Source organism: Streptomyces sp. NPDC050448 (assembly GCF_040655295.1).
Lineage (GTDB): Bacteria > Actinomycetota > Actinomycetes > Streptomycetales > Streptomycetaceae > Streptomyces.
Genome location: NZ_JBFAJR010000006.1, coordinates 185304 through 203125, shown reverse-complemented (window position 1 = coordinate 203125; position 17822 = coordinate 185304). Strand labels below are relative to the sequence as shown.

At 74.6% G+C, this 17822-nt stretch carries 17 protein-coding genes; 8 read left to right on the top strand and 9 right to left on the bottom strand.

Annotated features, from left to right (window positions below; all coding sequences use genetic code 11):
• Positions 1-21 precede the first annotated feature (21 nt).
• The gene (locus AB0I68_RS10795) at positions 22-648 is read right to left on the bottom strand and encodes a DUF6629 family protein (RefSeq protein WP_363176886.1); all 627 of its coding nucleotides are present in this window, start codon (positions 646-648) and stop codon (positions 22-24) included.
• Positions 649-776: 128 nt separating this feature from the next.
• On the bottom strand, positions 777-2279 hold the full coding sequence (locus tag AB0I68_RS10790) for an MFS transporter (protein WP_363176885.1): 1503 nt from the start codon (positions 2277-2279) through the stop codon (positions 777-779).
• Between the two features lie 163 nt (positions 2280-2442).
• On the opposite strand from AB0I68_RS10790, the gene AB0I68_RS10785 reads away from it, so the two are divergent.
• Positions 2443-6012: a S8 family serine peptidase gene (locus AB0I68_RS10785; protein ID WP_363176884.1), complete on the top strand. Its 3570-nt coding sequence runs from the start codon at positions 2443-2445 to the stop codon at positions 6010-6012.
• A 61-nt stretch (positions 6013-6073) separates the two neighbouring features.
• Here AB0I68_RS10785 and AB0I68_RS10780 read toward each other — a convergent pair whose 3' ends face one another.
• Positions 6074-6805, bottom strand: coding sequence for an ATP-grasp domain-containing protein (locus tag AB0I68_RS10780; RefSeq protein WP_363176883.1), 732 nt, complete (start codon positions 6803-6805; stop codon positions 6074-6076).
• A 154-nt stretch (positions 6806-6959) separates the two neighbouring features.
• Here AB0I68_RS10780 and AB0I68_RS10775 point away from each other — a divergent pair, with 154 nt between their 5' ends.
• The 5 genes from AB0I68_RS10775 (at position 6960) to AB0I68_RS10755 (ending at position 10813) form a co-directional block, all read left to right on the top strand.
• Complete coding sequence (locus AB0I68_RS10775; RefSeq protein WP_363176882.1) at positions 6960-7862, top strand: hypothetical protein; 903 nt, start codon at positions 6960-6962, stop codon at positions 7860-7862.
• 6 nt (positions 7863-7868) lie between these two features.
• Positions 7869-8384, top strand: coding sequence for a protein phosphatase (locus AB0I68_RS10770; protein ID WP_363176881.1), 516 nt, complete (start codon positions 7869-7871; stop codon positions 8382-8384).
• A gap of 238 nt (positions 8385-8622) precedes the next feature.
• Positions 8623-9753 carry a cytochrome P450 gene (locus AB0I68_RS10765; RefSeq protein ID WP_363176880.1) on the top strand — a complete coding sequence of 377 codons (1131 nt, stop codon included), beginning with the start codon at positions 8623-8625 and terminating at the stop codon, positions 9751-9753.
• Between the two features lie 35 nt (positions 9754-9788).
• Entirely contained in the window at positions 9789-10583 is a 795-nt protein-coding gene (locus tag AB0I68_RS10760; protein WP_363176879.1) for a hypothetical protein, read from the top strand.
• Entirely contained in the window at positions 10580-10813 is a 234-nt protein-coding gene (locus AB0I68_RS10755; RefSeq protein ID WP_363176878.1) for a hypothetical protein, read from the top strand. The genes AB0I68_RS10760 and AB0I68_RS10755 overlap by 4 nt, the downstream gene beginning before the upstream one ends.
• On the opposite strand, the gene AB0I68_RS10750 is transcribed toward AB0I68_RS10755, so the two are convergent.
• Positions 10799-12196, bottom strand: a complete 1398-nt coding sequence (locus AB0I68_RS10750) for a gluconate:H+ symporter (protein ID WP_363176877.1) — start codon at positions 12194-12196, stop codon at positions 10799-10801. The two genes, AB0I68_RS10755 and AB0I68_RS10750, sit on opposite strands and share 15 nt — an antisense overlap.
• Positions 12193-12783, bottom strand: coding sequence for a gluconokinase (locus AB0I68_RS10745; RefSeq protein ID WP_363176876.1), 591 nt, complete (start codon positions 12781-12783; stop codon positions 12193-12195). The genes AB0I68_RS10750 and AB0I68_RS10745 overlap by 4 nt, the downstream gene beginning before the upstream one ends.
• Before the next feature lie 105 nt (positions 12784-12888).
• On the opposite strand from AB0I68_RS10745, the gene AB0I68_RS10740 reads away from it, so the two are divergent.
• Together AB0I68_RS10740 and AB0I68_RS10735 are read left to right on the top strand one after the other, a co-directional pair.
• Positions 12889-13605: an FCD domain-containing protein gene (locus tag AB0I68_RS10740; RefSeq protein WP_363176875.1), complete on the top strand. Its 717-nt coding sequence runs from the start codon at positions 12889-12891 to the stop codon at positions 13603-13605.
• Between the two features lie 69 nt (positions 13606-13674).
• Positions 13675-14595 (top strand): hypothetical protein, encoded by a 921-nt coding sequence (locus AB0I68_RS10735; RefSeq protein ID WP_363176874.1) that lies wholly within the window; start codon positions 13675-13677, stop codon positions 14593-14595.
• A 31-nt stretch (positions 14596-14626) separates the two neighbouring features.
• On the opposite strand, the gene AB0I68_RS10730 is transcribed toward AB0I68_RS10735, so the two are convergent.
• The 4 genes from AB0I68_RS10730 to AB0I68_RS10715 form a co-directional block, all read right to left on the bottom strand.
• Positions 14627-15487, bottom strand: coding sequence for an NAD(P)-dependent oxidoreductase (locus tag AB0I68_RS10730; protein WP_363176873.1), 861 nt, complete (start codon positions 15485-15487; stop codon positions 14627-14629).
• A 65-nt stretch (positions 15488-15552) separates the two neighbouring features.
• Positions 15553-16212, bottom strand: coding sequence for a hypothetical protein (locus AB0I68_RS10725; RefSeq protein WP_363176872.1), 660 nt, complete (start codon positions 16210-16212; stop codon positions 15553-15555).
• On the bottom strand, positions 16209-17327 hold the full coding sequence (locus AB0I68_RS10720) for a MerR family transcriptional regulator (RefSeq protein ID WP_363176871.1): 1119 nt from the start codon (positions 17325-17327) through the stop codon (positions 16209-16211). Before AB0I68_RS10720 ends, AB0I68_RS10725 begins: the two co-directional genes overlap by 4 nt.
• A 34-nt stretch (positions 17328-17361) precedes the next feature.
• Positions 17362-17790 carry a VOC family protein gene (locus tag AB0I68_RS10715; protein WP_363176958.1) on the bottom strand — a complete coding sequence of 143 codons (429 nt, stop codon included), beginning with the start codon at positions 17788-17790 and terminating at the stop codon, positions 17362-17364.
• Positions 17791-17822 lie beyond the last annotated feature (32 nt).

Sequence of the window (17822 nt, the reverse complement as noted above, 5' to 3'; positions counted from 1 at the left end):
CGTCTAGGTAACTTTCGGCCGTCATGTCACAGCGGCGCCCGGCCCGGGCCGCCGGACCCAACCCGGCACCAGCAGGGACGCGACCGCCGCGAAGGCGCACCAGGGGGAGGCGAATTCCAGCCTCCACAGCGCTGAGCAGGCCAATGCCCCGGCGCCGAGCACCGCGCCGAGGAGCCGCAGCCGCCGGTCGCCGGACAGCAGCAGGGCGCCCAGCGTGGCGAAGAGGTAGCCCGCGAGGACGAGCGGCATCCACGGAACATTCACGCCGTAGCCAACGGTGTGGCCCCGGATCTCGGCGACGGCCGGCCGGGTCGCCAGGCAGTACGAGAGCACCGCGGCGGTGGCGAGGCCGACGGCGGCCGGCCCCCACAGGCGGCGGCGGTCCGCCGGAGCGGCCGCGAGCAGGACCCCGAGCGGCACCCACACGGGCAGCACCGGCAGGGCGATCACCGCCCAGGCGGTGGTGGCCGGGCCGCGGCCGCCGCCCGCGTGCCACACGGCGGCCTCCGCCAGCTGGTGGGCGCCCAGCAGCAACGGCAGTGCGGCGACGGGCAGATCGCGGGCCCGCCGTACGCGCGCCACGCACACGATCCCGACGGCGGTGACGACCGTACCCGCCGTCAGGTCGGCCGTGGCGTTCCAGCACATGGCGCCTCCGCGGACGCCCCTTCCCACCGTACGGTCAGCCTCCGCACCTGCGCACGGCGACCGCCATCCCCCGGAACCGCCGCAGCGGATCGCCGCCCGGGCCCATCGCGGGCCCCGGGCCGCACCGGTCACGTCTCGGCCGTCCTCGGGGGTTCGAGGGGCGGAGCGGACATCGCGCAGTACGTGTGGCACTGCGGGTGGCACGCCCCCGGTGCGGGTGTGCGTACCGTCGTCCAGGCCACGGCGGCGCCCAGCACCAGCACCCCCGCGCACCACAGCATGGCCCGGCCGAAGGCGGCGTCGAACTCGGACGCCGATCGGTACGCGTCCGGCCCCATGCCCGACAGCAGCGGCAGCGCCGCCACCGCCAGCAGCCCGGCCGCACGCGCGGCCGCGTTGTTGATGCCGCTGGCCAGGCCCGCCCGGCCGGGGTCCACCGAGGACAGCACGGTCGCTGTCAGCGGTGCCACCAGGGCCACCATGCCCAGGCCCATCACGACCAGCGCGGGCAGCACGTCCTGTACGTACGAGGCGTCCGGCCCCACCCGCAGCATCAGCAGCATTCCGGCCGCGCACAGCAGCGGCCCCACCGTGAGCGGGATCCGCGGCCCGATCCGCTCCCCGAGCGCTCCCGACCGGGCCGACAGCAGCAGCATCAGCGCTGTCGTCGGGAGCAGTGCGGCCCCGGCGGCCATCGCCGAGTAGCCGGAGACGACCTGGAGCTGGAGCACGACGAGGAAGAAGAACCCGCCGAAGGCCGCGTACACGCACAGCGTGACCAGGTTGACGGCGGTGAACTGCCGGGAGGCGAAGATGTCGGGCGGCATCATCGGATCGGCCCGGTGCCGCTCGACGTACACGAACGCGAAGGACAGCAGCACGCCCCCGACCGCCGCCGCGATCACCAGGGGCGACCCGGACCGGGCCTCGATCAGCGCGTACGTCAGCAGGGCGAGGGCCGCGGCCCCCAGGACGGCGCCGAGCACGTCGAACCGTCCGTGTGCCTGCGGGTCCCGCGATTCCGGTACGTGCCGCAGGGCGACGGGCACGCACAGCGCGGCCACCGGCACGTTCAGCAGGAACACCCAGCGCCAGCCGGGCCCGTCCACCAGCCAGCCGCCGAGGAACGGCCCCACGGCCGCGCCCACTCCGCCGAACCCCGACCACAGCCCGACGGCCCGGGCCCGGTCCCCGGCGGCGATCGAGCCCTGGATCAGCGCGAGCGAACCGGGCGTCAGCAGTGCCCCGCCGACGCCCTGAAGGGCCCGGGCGGCCACCAGGACCCCGGCGTTCGGCGCGATCCCGCACAGCAGAGAGGCGGCTGCGAACCACACCACGCCGAGCACGAAGACCCGGCGCCGCCCGTACCGGTCGCCCAGCGCCCCGCCGACGAGGATCAGCCCGGCCAGGGTGAGCAGGTACGCGTTGACGGTCCACTGGAGCACGGCCATGTCGGCGCCGAGGGCCACCCCGATATGGGGGAGGGCGACGTTGACGACGGTGGAGTCGAGCAGGGCCATGGTCGACCCGAGGACGGTGGCCAGCACGATCCACCGGCCCTGGGCGGACGCGAGCGCGACACCGGGCCCGGCCGGAACGTTCGCCGCCGCGCCCGGCGCTGGATCGGTCATGCCTTCAGGCTGGCTCGCCGGGCCCGGAAGGGCCACCCGGGCGCGCATCATACGGCTCATTAGGCCCTCTTGTAATGGGCATGACGCCTCCTTCACCATGACCGCGCACGTCACGCACGCCCTTCCCGCACAACCTGCACACGGCGTCCGAGGAGGACCACACGTGGCCCAACGCAACAGACGGCGATCCTTACGCGCGGCGCTCGCCGCTCTCACCGCAGCCCTGCTCCTGCCTGTCGGCGCGGGCGTCGCGGCGGCCGCGCCGGAACCCGGCCCCACCCCCGGAGCGGCCGAGCGCAAGATCGAGCCGAAGCTCCGCGGCCAGCTCGACGACTCCGCCAAAGCCGTCTTCTGGGTCTACCTGGACAGCGCCGCCGACCTCACGGCGGCGGGCGGCCAGAAGACCCGCGCCGCCAAAGCCGAAACGGTTCTGCGCGCCAAGCGGGAACACGCCGCGCGCAGCCAGGCCGAGGTGATCAAGGCCCTGGACGGCGCCAAGGCCGAGTACACGTCGTACTGGATCGTGAACGCCGTCCGCGTCGTCGGCAGCCGGAAACTCGCCGGCACCCTCGCGCAGCGCCCCGAGGTCTCCCGCATCGACGCCGACGACAAGGTCACCCTCCCCAAACCCGCCGAAGGCAAGCGGGAGAAGGCCGCCGCCGACGCCGTCGAGTGGAACATCGACCGCATCAAGGCCCCGCAGGTGTGGGACCAGCTCGGAGTGCGCGGCGAGGGCATCGTCGTCGCCAACATCGACAGCGGCGTCGACTACACCCACCCGGCCGTGAACGGCCAGTACCGCGGCAAGAGCGCCGACGGGTCGTACGACCACAACTACAACTGGTTCGATCCGGCCGGCGTCTGCCCCACCGCGGCCCCCTGCGACAACAACGACCACGGCACCCACACCATGGGCACCATGGTCGGCGACGACGGCGGCGCCAACAAGATCGGCGTGGCCCCCGGCGCCAAATGGATCGCCGCGAAGGGCTGCGAGAGCAACTCCTGCTCCGAGGCCTCCCTCCTCGCCGCAGGCCAGTGGATCGTCGCCCCGACCGACCTGAACGGCCAGAACCCGCGCCCCGACCTCGCCCCGCACGTCGTCAACAACTCCTGGGGCAGCGCGGCGCACGACGACTGGTACCAGCAGATCGTCGACACCTGGCGCGCCGCCGGCATCTTCCCCGCCTTCTCCAACGGGAACTCCGGCCCCGGCTGCGCCACCAGCGGCTCGCCCGGCGACTACGCGAGCTCCTACAGCTCCGGCGCCTTCGACATCAACGGGGCGATCGCGCCGTTCTCCTCGCGCGGCGCGGGCCCCGGCGGCATCGTCAAGCCGAACATCGCGGCCCCCGGCGTGAACGTCCGCTCCTCCGTCCCCGGCGGCGGGTACGAGGCCTTCTCCGGCACCTCCATGGCCTCACCGCACACCGCGGCCACCGTGGCCCTGCTCTGGTCCGCCGCACCCGCCCTCGAAGGCGACATCGCACAGACCGAGCAGCTGCTGGGCGGCACCGCCCAGGACACCGACAACGGCCAGTGCGGCGGCAACGCCGCCGACAACAACGTCTTCGGCGAGGGCAAACTCGACGCGTTCGCCGCCGTCTCGGGCGCCCCGCGCGGCGCCATCGGCGCCGTCTTTGGCACCGTCCGCTCCGGCGGCGCGCCGGTCGCGGGCGCCAAGGTCAGCGCAGCCGGACCGATCGGCCGTACGACGACCACCGCGGCCGACGGCACCTACACCTTCCGCTCCCTGTCGGTGGGCGCCTACACGCTGACGGCCTCCAAATTCGGCTACGGCCAGGAGACCGCGACGGCGACGGTGACCGAGAACGCCACCGCCACCGGCGACTTCACCCTCACCCAGGCTCCCTCCGGCAAGCTCACCGGCACCGTCACCTCGGCCGCCGGACCCGCCGCGGGCGCCACCGTCACCGTCACCGACACCCCCGTGACCGCAACCGCCGACGCGCAGGGCCGCTTCGAGGTCACCCTGCCGCACGGCACGTACGAGGTACGGGCCACGCACTCCTCCCGGTGCGTCACCGGCGGCAGCGCCCAGGCCACCGTCGCCGGCGACACCACGGTGGCGGTCACCCTGCCCGAGCGCACCGACGGCTACGGCTACGCCTGCTCCACCGCGGGCAGCCGCCCGTACGCGGCGGGGGACCGGCAGCTCGCGCTGACCGGCGACAACACCACCGAGCGCGTCGACCTCCCCTTCCCGGTCCCGCTGTACGGCACGACGTACGGCCAGGCCTGGATCGGCACGAACGGCACGGTCAGCTTCGGCGGCAACAACACCGGCGACGTCAACGGGGACATCCCGAGCACGGCCACGCCCAACGCGGCGCTGTACCCGTTCTGGGACGACCTGGTCGTCGGCGCGGCCGGCAGCGGCTCGGGCGTCTTCACCGCCGTCACCGGCACCGCCCCGCACCGGACGTACGTGATCGAGTGGCGCGAGGTGGCCCACTGGTCGGCGCAGACCGACACGTTCTCGTTCTCGGCGGCGATCGGCGAGGACGGCACCGTCGCGTACACGTACAAGGGGACGGGCGGTACCGGCATCAAGGGCGGCTCCACGGCCACCGTCGGAGTGGAGAACGCGGCGGGCACGGACGCCTTCAAGTACTCCTTCAACCAGGCGGTCATCACCGACGGCCTGGCCATCGCGTTCAAGACCACCAAGAGCGGCGTGGTCGCGGGCCGGGTGCTCGACGCGAACGACGGCAACGGTGTCGCGGGAGCCACGGTGACGGTCGGCAGCGGCGACACGGCCGTGTCGGCGACCACGGCGGCGGACGGCGGATACGCCGTCCAGAGCCCGGCCGGTTCGCGGGCGGTGTCCCTCGCCGCCCCGTCGTACGAATCCGCGGCGGCGACCGTGGACGTCAAGGCGGCCGATGTCACGACGGTGACGCAGTCCCTGCGCACGGGCCGGGTCACCGCCTCCACACCGGCGGTGGAGGTCGTCCTCCCCGCGGACCAGAAGCGGACCCGCACCCTCGACCTCACCAACCCGGGCCTCGGCACGGACTTCGCGGTGACCGAGGACGCGGCCTGGCTGACGGCCACCCCGGGAACGGGGAACCTCCCGACGGGAGGCAAGACCGCGGTCACCCTGGCCGTGGACACCACGGGCCTGGCCGCCGGGACGGTCCTGACGGCCGACCTGAAGATCGCCTCGGCCAGCGGCCGGGCGCCGGTGCTCACGGTGCCGGTCAAGGTCGTGGTCCCGCGCTACCAGGTCGCCCTGGACGCGGGCTCCGACTACGCGGGCACGGACACCCTGGGGGACAGCTGGTCCCCGGACCGCACGTACACGGCCGGCTCGTACGGCTACCAGGGCAACTCCTCGGTGCACGCCACCGGCCGCACGATCGCCGGCACGCCCGAGCAGAGGCTGTTCCGCAACGCCCGCGAGGGCATGTACGAATACCGCTTCGACAACGTCCCGAACGGCACGTACACCGTGGAGCTCGGCTTCGCGGAGCTGTCCTCGACGAAGCCGAACAAGCGCGTCTTCGACGTCCTGGCCGAGGGCGTACAGGTCCTGCCCTCGCTGGACATCTCGCTGGAGGCGGGCACGTACACGGCCCTGACCCGGACGTACACGGTCACGGTCACGGACGGAGTGCTCAATGTCCGCTTCGTCGCGCACGGGGGCTACGGCAAGCCGTTGCTGAACTCCCTGCGGGTGACGGACCGGCCCGACAAGAGCCAGCCGTAGCCGGGGCCGGCGGGCAACAGGGGGCGGGGCGCCGCGGGCGCCCCGCCCCCTTCCGGTGCGATCAGCGCAGGAACGCCTGGTCCCGGTCCGCGACGGAGTGCACGGGGGCGGCGGCGCGCAGGACGACGTCGAGGGCGCGCTGCGGATCGCACGCGTACGTGCCGCTGGCCCAGGCGGCGTTGGCCTCGATCACCGACCAGCGGCCGTCCGCGACACCGACGTCGACGACGATCGCGGACGGCAGGGTGGCGAACGGCAGCCGTTCGGTGAAGGCCACCGCCTCGCCGGCCGCCGGGCCGAGGCTCAGTCGGCCGTCCGCTGCGTACCGGCTCGCGGTGTGCACGGCGCCGTCGAGGAGGTACATCCGGTACTCGGCAGTGAAGCGCGCGACGTCGCTGACCAGCACCTCGGTCTCGGGATCCACCGCGTCGGGGCCGGGTAGGCGGGAGCCGTCGGCGTAGACCAGGGCCGGGATCGACTTGTCGTTGGGCGACTTCACGAAGACGGGCCGGCGCAGCGCGTAGGCCTCGCGGATCGGGACCAGCCGGATCTCCCGGCCGGTGAACTCCCGCGGCAGCCCCGCCAGCCAGTCCGCCGGAGCCTCCAGCAGGCCTATCCCGAGGCGCGGAGCCACGGCGTCCGCGAACCCCGGTCCGGCATGCAGATGCCCGGCCCGCAGCCCTTCGGGCACGGCGAAGGTGTCCAGCCGTACGGTGTCCAGCCCGCGCGCGTGGGCGGCGTCCCGGAGCCGGGCGGCGGAGTCGGTGATGCGGGGCGGAAGGATCAGGGTCACCCGGGAGACCCTGCCAGGCGCCCGGGCGCAGGGCACGCGGATATCCGGGGCCCGGCGGCACGCGGCTGGCATTCGGGTGGCCAGGGGCGAATCCAAGCCGACTCGGGGCGGCGAGGCTGCGAGGGCGGTCCGACGGTGGTTAGCGTGGGGGACCATGACGCTCCAGAGCGACCGAGCCGACGCGGCCGACGCGGCCGACGCGGCCGACGCGGCCGACGCGGCCGACGCGGCCGGAGGGGCCGGCCGGGTCGATGCGGCAGGGATTGCCGATCGGGTGGACGCGGCCGAGCCGACCGGCGTGGCCGGGGTAGTCGACGCGGCCGACCGGTCCTGCCCGGCCGACGCGGCCGAGGTGGCCGATCGGGTTCGGGGCGTGTTGCAGTCGGCTGATTCCGATGCCGGGTGGGCCGTCGGGGGACCGGAGGGACTGCACGCCGGGTCGGCGGACGACGGCACGCTCCACGACGTCGGCGGCCTGATCCCCGTACTCGCCGTATGGCCCGTGATCGGGAGCCTCGTCGCCGAAGAGGCACTGCGGCTGCACACCCCCCTCACTGCGTACGGCGAGGGCGCCGCCGCCGACACCCCGGTCGGCACCACCGCACACCACCTGCTCAGCCACTCCACCGGCCCCGCGGCCCACACCGCCCTCACGCGCCTCGCCGAGCACCTCACCGGCAGCCCCCTCGCCGAGCTCGCCGCCACCCGCATCTGGCACCCCCTCGGGATGACCGGCACCCGCTTCGCCGACGGCACCCTGCACGCACCCCTGGCCGACCTCGTCCGCTTCCTGAGCCACCTCCTCTCCCCGGCGGACCACCCCCTCACCCGCGCCTGGATCACCGAGTCCCTCCGCATCCGCACGGGCGAGCTCACCCCCGCCCGGGGCCTCCTCTGGCACCCGGCCCCGCACGGCACCTGGTCCTACGGCGAAACCCCGACGGTGTGGGTCTCCCCCCGCCTCCACCGCTGGGCGGCCTTCCTCCCGGCCCGCCCGCCGGGCCCCCTCCGGCAGGCCTTCCGCGAAGCTGCCTTCGCGTCAACTCCCCTTCCCTGAGCCGAGATGCGGAGTACTCGGCTCAAGGACCGCGACCGGTCCGGCCCCCAGTCCCCCTGGGGCGAGGTCGTGCCCGGCCTCTGGATGGGCGGGCACCCCTGGACCGATCCCGCCGGGGAGCTGCGTCCCGTCGTGGTCGGCTCCGAGTTCGATCTGGTGATCGGCCTCTACGCCCGGTCCGGGCACGGCCCCGACCCCCGGGTGGAACACCTGGTCGCGGAGATGCCCGACGGGCCGCTGACCGCCGCGGAGCCGCGACCGGTGCAGGGGCTCGCCCGTTCGGCCGTGTCGGCGCTCGACACGGGGCTCAGCACCCTCGTGCGCTGCCGGTCCGGGTGCAACCGGTCGGGGCTCGTCATCGCCCAGGTGCTCGTCGAGCGGGGTCTGCCGGCCGCCGAGGCCGTGGCGCTCGTGCGGCGCCGCCGGTCGCCCTGGGCGCTGAACAACGACGCCTTCACCTCCTGCCTCTCCGCCGGTCTCGACGTGGCCGTGCTGCTCGCGGGGCCGGATCCGCTCGGGTAGCGCTCGGGGCGCGGTCCCCGCGAGGCCGACGTACGGTGAGCTCGATGTCACCGACCGTTGGTTTCCGGCCGCGCGCGGAGGTACCCGGATGCGCACGCTTCACGAGGCCGCCCTCGACGTGCTGCGCGTACGGCGTCGGCGCCCGCCGGAGGACCCGACCGCCCGGACCGCCCGGACCGCCCGGACCGGCCGTCCGGCGAGGCCTCCGGCGGCCCGATCCCAGGGAGGTGGTGCAGCCATGACCGGTCCCGGTACGACCCAGTCGGCCGTCTCACGCGGACAGCAGGCGCGGGCCGGGCGCTCCGAGTCCGTCCGGTTCGTCGCAGGCCGCGCCCTCCCGCTCTTCGTCCGCGGCCCCGGCGGCGCCCGCCCCGCCTTCTCCGCCGACACGCTGCGCGCCCTGCGGGCCCGCCACGGCGGGGCGCCCGTCCTCGTCCGCGGGCTGTCCGGGGCCGTCCTCGTCCTGCTGGACCGGCAGGAACTGCGGCAGTTCTACGACGCCGAACCCGCCGGCGCCCTGCCGCCCGCTGCACCGGCCCCGCCGGGCACCGGCGAAATCCGCTCGTGCGGCGCGGTGCGCAGCATCATCGCCGAGGAGGCCCGGCACCTGACCGCCGCCGCGACCCTCGACCTGGTCCGCGTCCGGCACACCGTGGCCCGCGCCGCCCGGCGGATCGTGCTCGGCGACGCCGCGGCCGCGGGAGACGGGCAACTCACCGGCCTGCTCGGCCGGCTGCGCCGCCACGGCCGGGAGCGTGCCGGGACGGCCGACGGGCACACCCTGCTCGGCCGGGCCGCCGCATACGCCGACCGCGAGGACCGGGCCCTGCGGGCCATGGACGGCATCCCCGCGACCCTGCTGCGCACCCTGCTCCTGCTCGGCACCCATCCCGCCGAGCAGGACGCGGCGGCCGCCGAAGCCGCCGGATCCGGAGCGCCGGGGGAACTGCCCCGGCTGCGCGCCTGCGTACGGGAGTGCCTGCGCCTGTACCCGGCGGTGCCCGACCTGATCCGTGTCACCCGCACCGAGACGGCGTGGCGGGGGGTGCGGCACCCGGCCGGCACCACCGTCCTGCTGCCCGCCCACTTCCATCAGCGCGACCCGGAACACGTCCCCGCCGCGCACGTCTTCGTACCGGGCCGCTGGAAGACCCCCGGCGCGGACGAGGACATCCGGATGGCCCCGTTCGGCCACGGCCCGGGCCGCTGCCCGGGCGACCGGCTGGGTCTGCTGATCACCACCGCGCTGTGCGCCGAGGTCCTGCGCCGCCGCCGCATCACGGCCACCCGGCCGGTGCTCGACCCGCCGGGACCACTGCCCGTGGCGCTGGACCCGCGCGGCATCCGGCTCACCCTCACCCGCCGCTGACGCCACCCTCCCCACCGACATCCCGCGAGGATTCCATGTCCGACGCCGCGACCTCCGCGCCCACCGGCCCGGACGCCGATCTGCTCGACGCCCTGTGCCGCGAGCTCGCCGAGGCCGCCGACGCCGTCGGCGAAGCCGCCCGGCACGCCTCCGAACTGGCCCTCGGCACCCGTCTCCCGGCCGCCGCCCTCGGCCGCCGCCGCACCCGCAGCCGTGCCCGGTACCGGCTCGGCTGGCGCACCCTGCTGCACACCCTCACCGACCCGGCGGGCCTGGGCTGGGCTCCGCGCGGCCGGGGTGTCGCGCGGGCCGGCTGGTTCGCCGGGATCCTCACCGGCCGGGAGAGCCTCGCCGTCAGCCTCGCCGTCTGCGGTCTCAAGGCCCGGATCCGGGCGGCGAGCGCGGGCCGTCCCGATCTGCTGGACGACCCCGACTGCGCGGCGATCCTCCGGGCCGTGGACGAGGACCGGCAGGCCGCGGCCGTCCGTGTGTTCCGCCGGCTGATGCGGGACCGGGGCGCCGAGCGGGCGTTCGCGCTGCTGTCCCCGTCCTTCGCCGACCTGCTCGCGTGGAACGCCCTGACCGACGTGAACCCCTTCAACGACCACGCCGGCTGGCAGGTGGCCACCGGCCGGGCCGTGCCCGCCGAACCGCTGCTCGGACTCGGCGCCGCCGTCCGGGCGTTCTTCGACCGGGACCGGGACCGCGGGCCGGGGGCGGGCCAACGCCCCGCCCCCGCCCCGCCCGCCCGGCACAAGGGCTGCGTCCACACGATCGGCCTCATCGGCACCGGCGGCGTCCTCCTCGTCCAGCCCTGGCGCAGCCGGTGAGCCCCGGCCCCCGGCTGCGGCCCGGTCCGCCGGACCCGGCCGACGGCCTGCGCAGTCACTCCGCCGCCCTGCGCGGCCACGCGCACCGGCTGCGCGCGGCTGCCGAAGCGCTGGACTGGCAGGGCCCGCAGGCCGACGCGTTCCGCGCCGAGGTCGCCGCCCTGGCCGACCGCTGCGCCACCGCCGCGAACGGACTCGCCGTGGCCGCGGAGCAGCTAGAGGACGAGTGACAGCAGGAGGACGAAGCCCAGGCCGGCCACCGAGATGACGGTCTCCATCACGGACCAGGTCTTGAGCGTCTGCCCGACCGTCATCCCGAAGTACTCCTTGACCAGCCAGAACCCGGCGTCGTTGACGTGGCTGAAGAACAGCGAGCCCGCCCCGATCGCCAGCACCAGCAAGGCCGTCTCCGTGGTCGACATGCCGGCGGCGAGCGGAGCCACCAGGCCGGCTGCCGAGATCGTGGCGACCGTCGCCGAGCCGGTGGCCAGGCGGATGGCCACCGCGATCAGCCAGGCCAGCAGCAGGGCCGGGATGGACCAGTCTTTCGACAGGTCCAGGACCATCCCGCCCACGCCCGCGTCGATCAGGGTCTGCTTGAAGCCCCCGCCCGCGCCCACGATCAGCAGGATGCCCGCGATCGGGGCCAGCGACTTCTCCACCGTCGTCGAGAGCCGCGCCCGGCTGAACCCGGCCGCCCGGCCGAGGGTGAACATGCCCACCAACACTGCTGTGAGCAGCGCGATCAGCGAGGATCCCGCGACGTCCGTGACCCGCTGCACGGGGTTCTTCGGGTCGTCGACCGCGATGTCGACCAGGGCCTTGACCAGCATCAGCGCCACCGGCAGCAGCACGGTGAACACCGTCGCCCCGAACCGGGGGCGGTGCTCGAGCTCCGCCGAGGGCCGCTGCGGGATCATGTGCTCGGGCGCCGGGATGTCCACCCAGCGGGCCGCGTACCTCGAGAACAGCGGCCCGGCGATGACCACCGTCGGGATCGCGACCAGCACGCCGAGGGCGAGGGTGACACCGAGGTTCGCGTGCAGCGCGTCGATGGCGACGAGCGGGCCGGGGTGGGGCGGGATCAGCCCGTGCATCACGGACAGGCCGGCCAGTGCCGGGATGCCGATCCGCATCAGCGAGTAGTTGCCGCGCCTGGCCACCAGGAGCACCACCGGGATCAGCAGCACGATGCCGACCTCGAAGAAGAGCGGCAGCCCGATCACCGACGCGATCAGCACCATGGCCCAGGGCATGGCCCGGCCCTTGGCCTTGGCGAGGATGGTGTCGACGATCTCGTCCGCGCCGCCCGAGTCCGCGAGCAGCCTGCCGAGGATCGCGCCGAGTGCGATCAGTACGCCGACCCCCGCGACCGTGGCGCCGAGTCCGGCCGTGAAACTGGCGATGGTCTTGTCCAACGGGGCGCCCGCGAACACCCCGAGGGCGAGCGAGCCGACCGTCAGCGCCAGGAAGGCGTGCAGCCTGAGGCGGGTGATGAGCAGGACGATGACCGCGATACCTGCGAGGACGGCCACGCCCAGCCGGGTGTTCCCGGCCGAGGTGATGGGGGCGGGCGCGGCCGCTGCCAGTATCTCGACGCTGAGACCTGTCACGGTGGGGTTCCTTCGCTTTCTCGGGAGGGGGAGGCCGGCCGGCGGACGCCGGGCAGCGCGGCCAGCGCTGCCAGGGATCGTTCGGTGATCTCCTCGGGTGATCCGGACACGTCGACGACGACGCCGAGTTCGTCGGGCTGGAGCGGCTCCAGCGTGGCGAACTGCGAATCCAGCAGGGCGGCCGGCATGAAATGGCCCGTGCGGGCCGCCATCCGCCGCTCGATCAGCGGGCGCTCTCCGGTCAGGTGCACGAACACCGCGTCGGGCGCGGCCCTGCGCAGCCGGTCGCGATAGGCGCGCTTGAGGGCCGACGAGGCCACCACCGCGCCCCGGTCCGCGGGCCGGGCGCGGATCCACGCGCCGATGGCGTCCAGCCAGGGCCGCCGGTCGGCGTCGTCCAGCGGAATGCCGGCGGACATCTTGGCGACGTTGGCCGCCGGGTGGAACGCGTCGCCCTCCACATACGGAAGGCCGAGCGCGTCCGCGATCAGCCTGCCCACGGTCGTCTTGCCCGTGCCGGCCACGCCCATCACCACCAGCACGCGCTGGGTGCCGCTCACGTCGTACCTCGCTGTCTTCGTCGACATCGGTTCGTGCGCCCTCACTGAAGCCCGTTAAGTAGTACTTATTCAAGAGCCTGGCGGCAAACGTCACATCATTTGCTTGATGGGGGGTCACCGTACGCTTACGCCATGACCACTGAAGGCCAGGGACTCCACTCCCACGTGCTGGACACCCTCGGCCTGGCGATCACCGCGGGCGAGCACCAGCCGGGCAGCGTCCTGCGCACCGACGAGATCGCCGAGCGCTTCGACGCCTCGCGCACCGTGGTGCGCGAGGTCGTACGCGTCCTGGAGTCCATGCAACTGGTCGAGTCCCGTCGCCGGGTCGGTGTCACCGTGCGCCCCACCGAGGAGTGGAACGTCTACGACCCGCGCGTCATCCGCTGGCGCCTCGCCGGCACCGACCGCCCCCGCCAGCTGCGCTCCCTGACCGTGCTGCGCTCCGCGATCGAGCCGGTCGCGGCCGGCCTCGCCGCCGCCCGGGCCACCCCCGACCAGTGCGCCGCGCTCACCGAGGCCGCCCTCGGCATGGTCCGCACCTCGCGCGGCCACCAGCTCGACGGCTACCTGCACCACGACATCGCCTTCCACCGGATCGTGCTGAAAGCCTCCGGCAACGAGATGTTCGCCCGGCTCGGCGATGTCGTCGCCGAGGTCCTGACCGGCCGCACGCAGCACGCGGTGATGTTCCACGACCCCGACCCGGCCGCCGTCACCCTGCACGTCCAGGTCGCCGAGGCCGTACGGGAGGGCGACGCGGCCCGCGCCGAGGCGCTGACCCGGCGGATCGCGGTGGGCGCCCTGGAGGAGCTCGACGTCCTCGCGCCGGCGCCCACCTCCCCGTGAAGGCGCCCACGTCCGCGTGACGGGCTACCGGCCGACGGAACGGGACAAGTCGTTCAATAGAGTCGGGTCGTGAAGTTCTTCAAGTCCAAGTCCGCCACCTCGTACGATCCCCACCTGCCCGCCCTGACGACCAGCCAGGCCGAGCACCTCCGGGAGCTGGTGCGCCGTCACCACGCCGACCAGGGCGCGCAGGTCACCGTCGCCGGCGACTCCGTCCACGCCCCCCAGGGCACCCGGGCCCTGCACAATCTCGCCGAGTTCGTGCGCGGCGCCGACCCGCGGGACTGGCCCCGGATCGTGGACCGGCACTTCGCCGCCCTCGACCACGCCTCCCGGTCGACGGCGGACGCCCCCGACCGGACGCTGCGCAGCGCGTACCTGCGGCTCGTACCCGAGGATTCCATCCCGCCGCAGGCCGCCCCCTCCTTCAGCTACACCCGCCGCATAGCGCCCGGACTGCTGGAGACGCTGGCGCTCGACCTCCCCGACGCCGTCCGGATCCTCGACGACCAGGACGTCGCCCGCATCGGCCTCGACGCGCTGCGCACCGCCGGTCGCGCCAACCTGGTCGACGAACCCGTCGAGTACGAGACCACCCCGACGCAGAGCGGCGGCCTGCTCCACATCGTCTCGGGCGAGTCCATGTTCGTGGCGAGCAAGGCGCTGGTCCTCGACGAGCTGGTCCGCTCCGTGACGGGGCGTGATCTGCCCGCGGACGGCGCCCTGTTCACCGTGCCCAGCCGCCACCACCTGGTCTTCCACCCGCTGGCGGACCACCACGTGGTCGCCGCCGTCAACGACCTGGCCGCCTTCGGCCTCGGCGCCTACCAGGACAACAACCCGGGCCCCCTGTCGCCGCGGCTGTACTGGTGGCACCAGGGCGCCGTGACCAGCCTGACGCAGATCGACGACGCGACCCGGTCCTTCTCCGTGGTCCCGCCCGACGAGCTGATGGCGGTCATGCGCCGCCTGCACGCAGCGAACGCCTAGGGGGTGTCCGGCCGTGATCCGCCGGACACCCCTAAGGCGCGTCCTCGAAGCCCGCGAAGTAGGCGGCCGCCATGTCCTGCGCGCCGTGGCCGCGGGCCGCGGCGCGGTGGAGGCGGGCGGCGGTGGCCCGCGCCAGGTCGACCGCCACGTCCGCCCGGTCCGCCGCCTCGGCGATCAGGGAGGTGTCCTTCTCGGCGCCGTGCACCGTGAAGCTGGGGGCGAAGTCCCGTTCCAGGACCGCCTTCATCTTCGCCTGGAGGTACGGGTTGTCCATCGGGCCGCCGGTCACCGCCTGCGCGAACAGGCCCGGGTCCACCCCCAGGCCCTCCGCCAGCGCAAGGGCCTCGCCGACCGCCGCCGTCAAGGTGATCGCGTACCCGACCGTGGTCAGCTTCAGGCGGGTGGCCGCCCTCGCTTCCTCCCCGGCCCGGAGCGTCTTGGCCCCCACCGCGGCGAACACCGGGTCCAGCCGCGGATCCGCCGGTCCGGCTGCCAGCACCACCAGCGTCCCGGACTCCGCGGGCTGCCGGGTCCCCTGCACCGGGGCGTCCACGAACACCAGGCCGTGCTCCCGGGCGAAGCCGGCCAGTTCCTCGAGGGCGACCACGCCGACCGTGCTCATCTGCGCCCACACCTGCCCCGCGCGCAGCCCCGGCACGGCGGCGGCCATCGCCTGCGCCACGGCCGCGCCGTCCGTCAGCATGGTCAGCACCACATCGGCCCCGGCGACCGCCCCGGCCGGGCTGTCCGCAACGACCGCGCCCTCCGCGGCCAGCGGCTCGGCCTTCTCCCGGGTCCGGTTCCACACCCGCAGCCCGAGCCCGGCCCGCAGCAGGTTCCGGGCCATTCCCGAGCCCATGATCCCGGTGCCCAGCAGCGCGACAGTCTCCACAGCGTCACTTCCCTTCCGGAAACGTCCAGTTCGCCCAGTCTCGGTGCCGCGCCCTGCCCGGAGCCTCATCCCACGCCCGGCGCCGCCCGGACGCGGAGCGCGATCACCTCGCCCAAGGCCGCCTGATCGCGTTCTGCGAGGCGGCGCTCGGCATGGAGCATGCCCAGGGTGGTGGTGAGCCGATCCTCGTCCTCGGGGCGGTGGAGATTGCCGAGGTACGCGGGCAGCAGGAGGCCGAGCGACTCCAGGTCGGCGCGTTCGCACAAGCCCGTCAGCAGCACCCGCAGCGGGTCCGGCTGCCCCGCCGCCGGGGCCGTGGCGCGCAGCCCGCGGGCGATGCACAGCCGCAGCCAGTCGGCGTACGGACCGGGCGGCAGGTCGGCCAGCCGGTCGGCAGCGGCCTCGAAGTGGGCGCGTGCCTCGCCCGGTTGCCCCAGGTCCAGGTGGGCGCGGCCCATCGCGGCGTGCAGGGACGGGTAGAAGGCCCGTACGCGCTCGCCGCCGACCCGGCCGGCCAGTTCGAGGCAGGTCCGGTTCCAGTGCAGGGTGTCCTCGGGCTTCGGCTGGTGCCGGGCCAGGTAGTGCGCGGCGATACAGGCCTCGTAGTCGTCGTCGGCGGCCTCCCACGCGCGGTGGAACAGCTCCCGCGCGTCGGAGTCCCTTCCCTCGGCCTCGGCGCCCATGCCCCGGACGCACAGCCGGACGACCTCCGATTCCGGATTCACGACGCCCGACCTCCGCCGGCCGGGCGGGCGGGCAGGGCGACGGGCATCACCAGCGTCGTGAAGCTGCCCTGGTCGGCCGATCGGACCCGGACCGGCCGGGCGGGCGCCGCGGAGATCTCCAGCAGGACGTCCGGCCCGACGGCGGCCTCCAGGGCTGGCGCCAGCACCGCCGGGTCGAAGCCGATCCGCACCGGCTCGGCCTCCTCGCGTACGGCGGCCAGCCCGACGGCGCAGGCGCCGGTGTCCGGCCGGGATACGACCAGCCGGTCGCGGCCCAGTTCCACCGCGACGGCCGAGACGGCGTCGCCGCACGCGTCGAGGGCGGCGATCAGCGCGGCCCGGTCCACGACCACCCGGTGAGCAGGGCCGTCGAGGGCAGCCAGCATCTCCCGGTACGCGGGGAACTCGCCCTCGGCCGGGGCCGCCTCGCGGGAGCCGCCCGGATGCCGGACCGTGAGCGGGGTCCCGGCCCCCGCGGGGCCCGCCGACACCGTCACCTCGGCGGCCCGGGCTGCCCACGCCCCCAGAGCGACCAGGTCGTCCGCGCCGATCAGGAACCGGCCGGGCGGCCCGGTCAGGGCCGAGGGCCGCAGCGTACGCAGGGCGAACCGGTAGCGGTCGGTGGCCACGAAGCGGACCTCGTCCTCCTCGAACTCCACCAGGACACGGCCCAGGACGGGATGGCCGGGGTCCCGCCCCGCGGCCGGTGCCACCTGCCGGGCCGCGCTCGCCAACTCGGCCCCGCCGAGCCCGAACTCGGTGACCGCCGGCCCGCCGGGCAGCCCGCCCAGCACCGCTCCGATCGCCGCGTCGGCCGCCCGCCCGCGCTCCCGGACCGCCGTCCGGTGCCGCTCCAGCACCTCCCGGGCCCCTTCGGGCGGCCCGTCGAGTACGGCGACCACGTCGGCCAGCGCCAGCCCGGCGGCGCGCAGATCGCGCAGCAGCGCGGCCCGGGGCTCCTGCGCGGCGGTGTAGTGGCGGTAGCCGGTCGCGGGGTCCACGTGGGCGGGCAGCAGCACGCGGCAGTCGTCGTAGAAGCGAAGGGCGCTGGGTGCGAGCCCGGCCCTTCGGGCGAACGCGCTGATGGTCATCAGGTCGGGCGGGGTGTCGTCCATGACGGCGATTGTCGACTTTCATCCCGCTTGAAGGTCAACTCGCCGCCGGAGGGCCGCCCGCCCGTCCCGGAGAACCGGCCCGGTTTTCGGCGCCCGCCGCGCGCGGCGTCGTCTGCTGCACCGCCCAGCCGTTGCCGTCGGGGTCGGAGAAGTAGACGAACGAGCCCCACGGCATGTCCTGGATCTCCGTCACCTCGATGCCCCGCCCGCGCAGGTCCTCGTACGCCTCCTCGATGTCGGTGACGACGACCTGCAGGTTGTCCAGCGACCCCGGGGCCATCCGGGTGAGGCCCTTGCCCAGGGCGATCGAGCAGGCCGACCCCGGCGGGGTCAGCTGCACGAACCGGATGTCCTCGCTCACGGTGACATCGTGATCGGCACGGAAGCCGATCCGCTCGTAGAAAGCCTTGGCCCGGTCGACGTCGGTGACGGGGACGGCGACCAGCTCCAGCTTGATGTCCATCAGTTGCTCCACGTGCTCCACGGTCGGCAGCG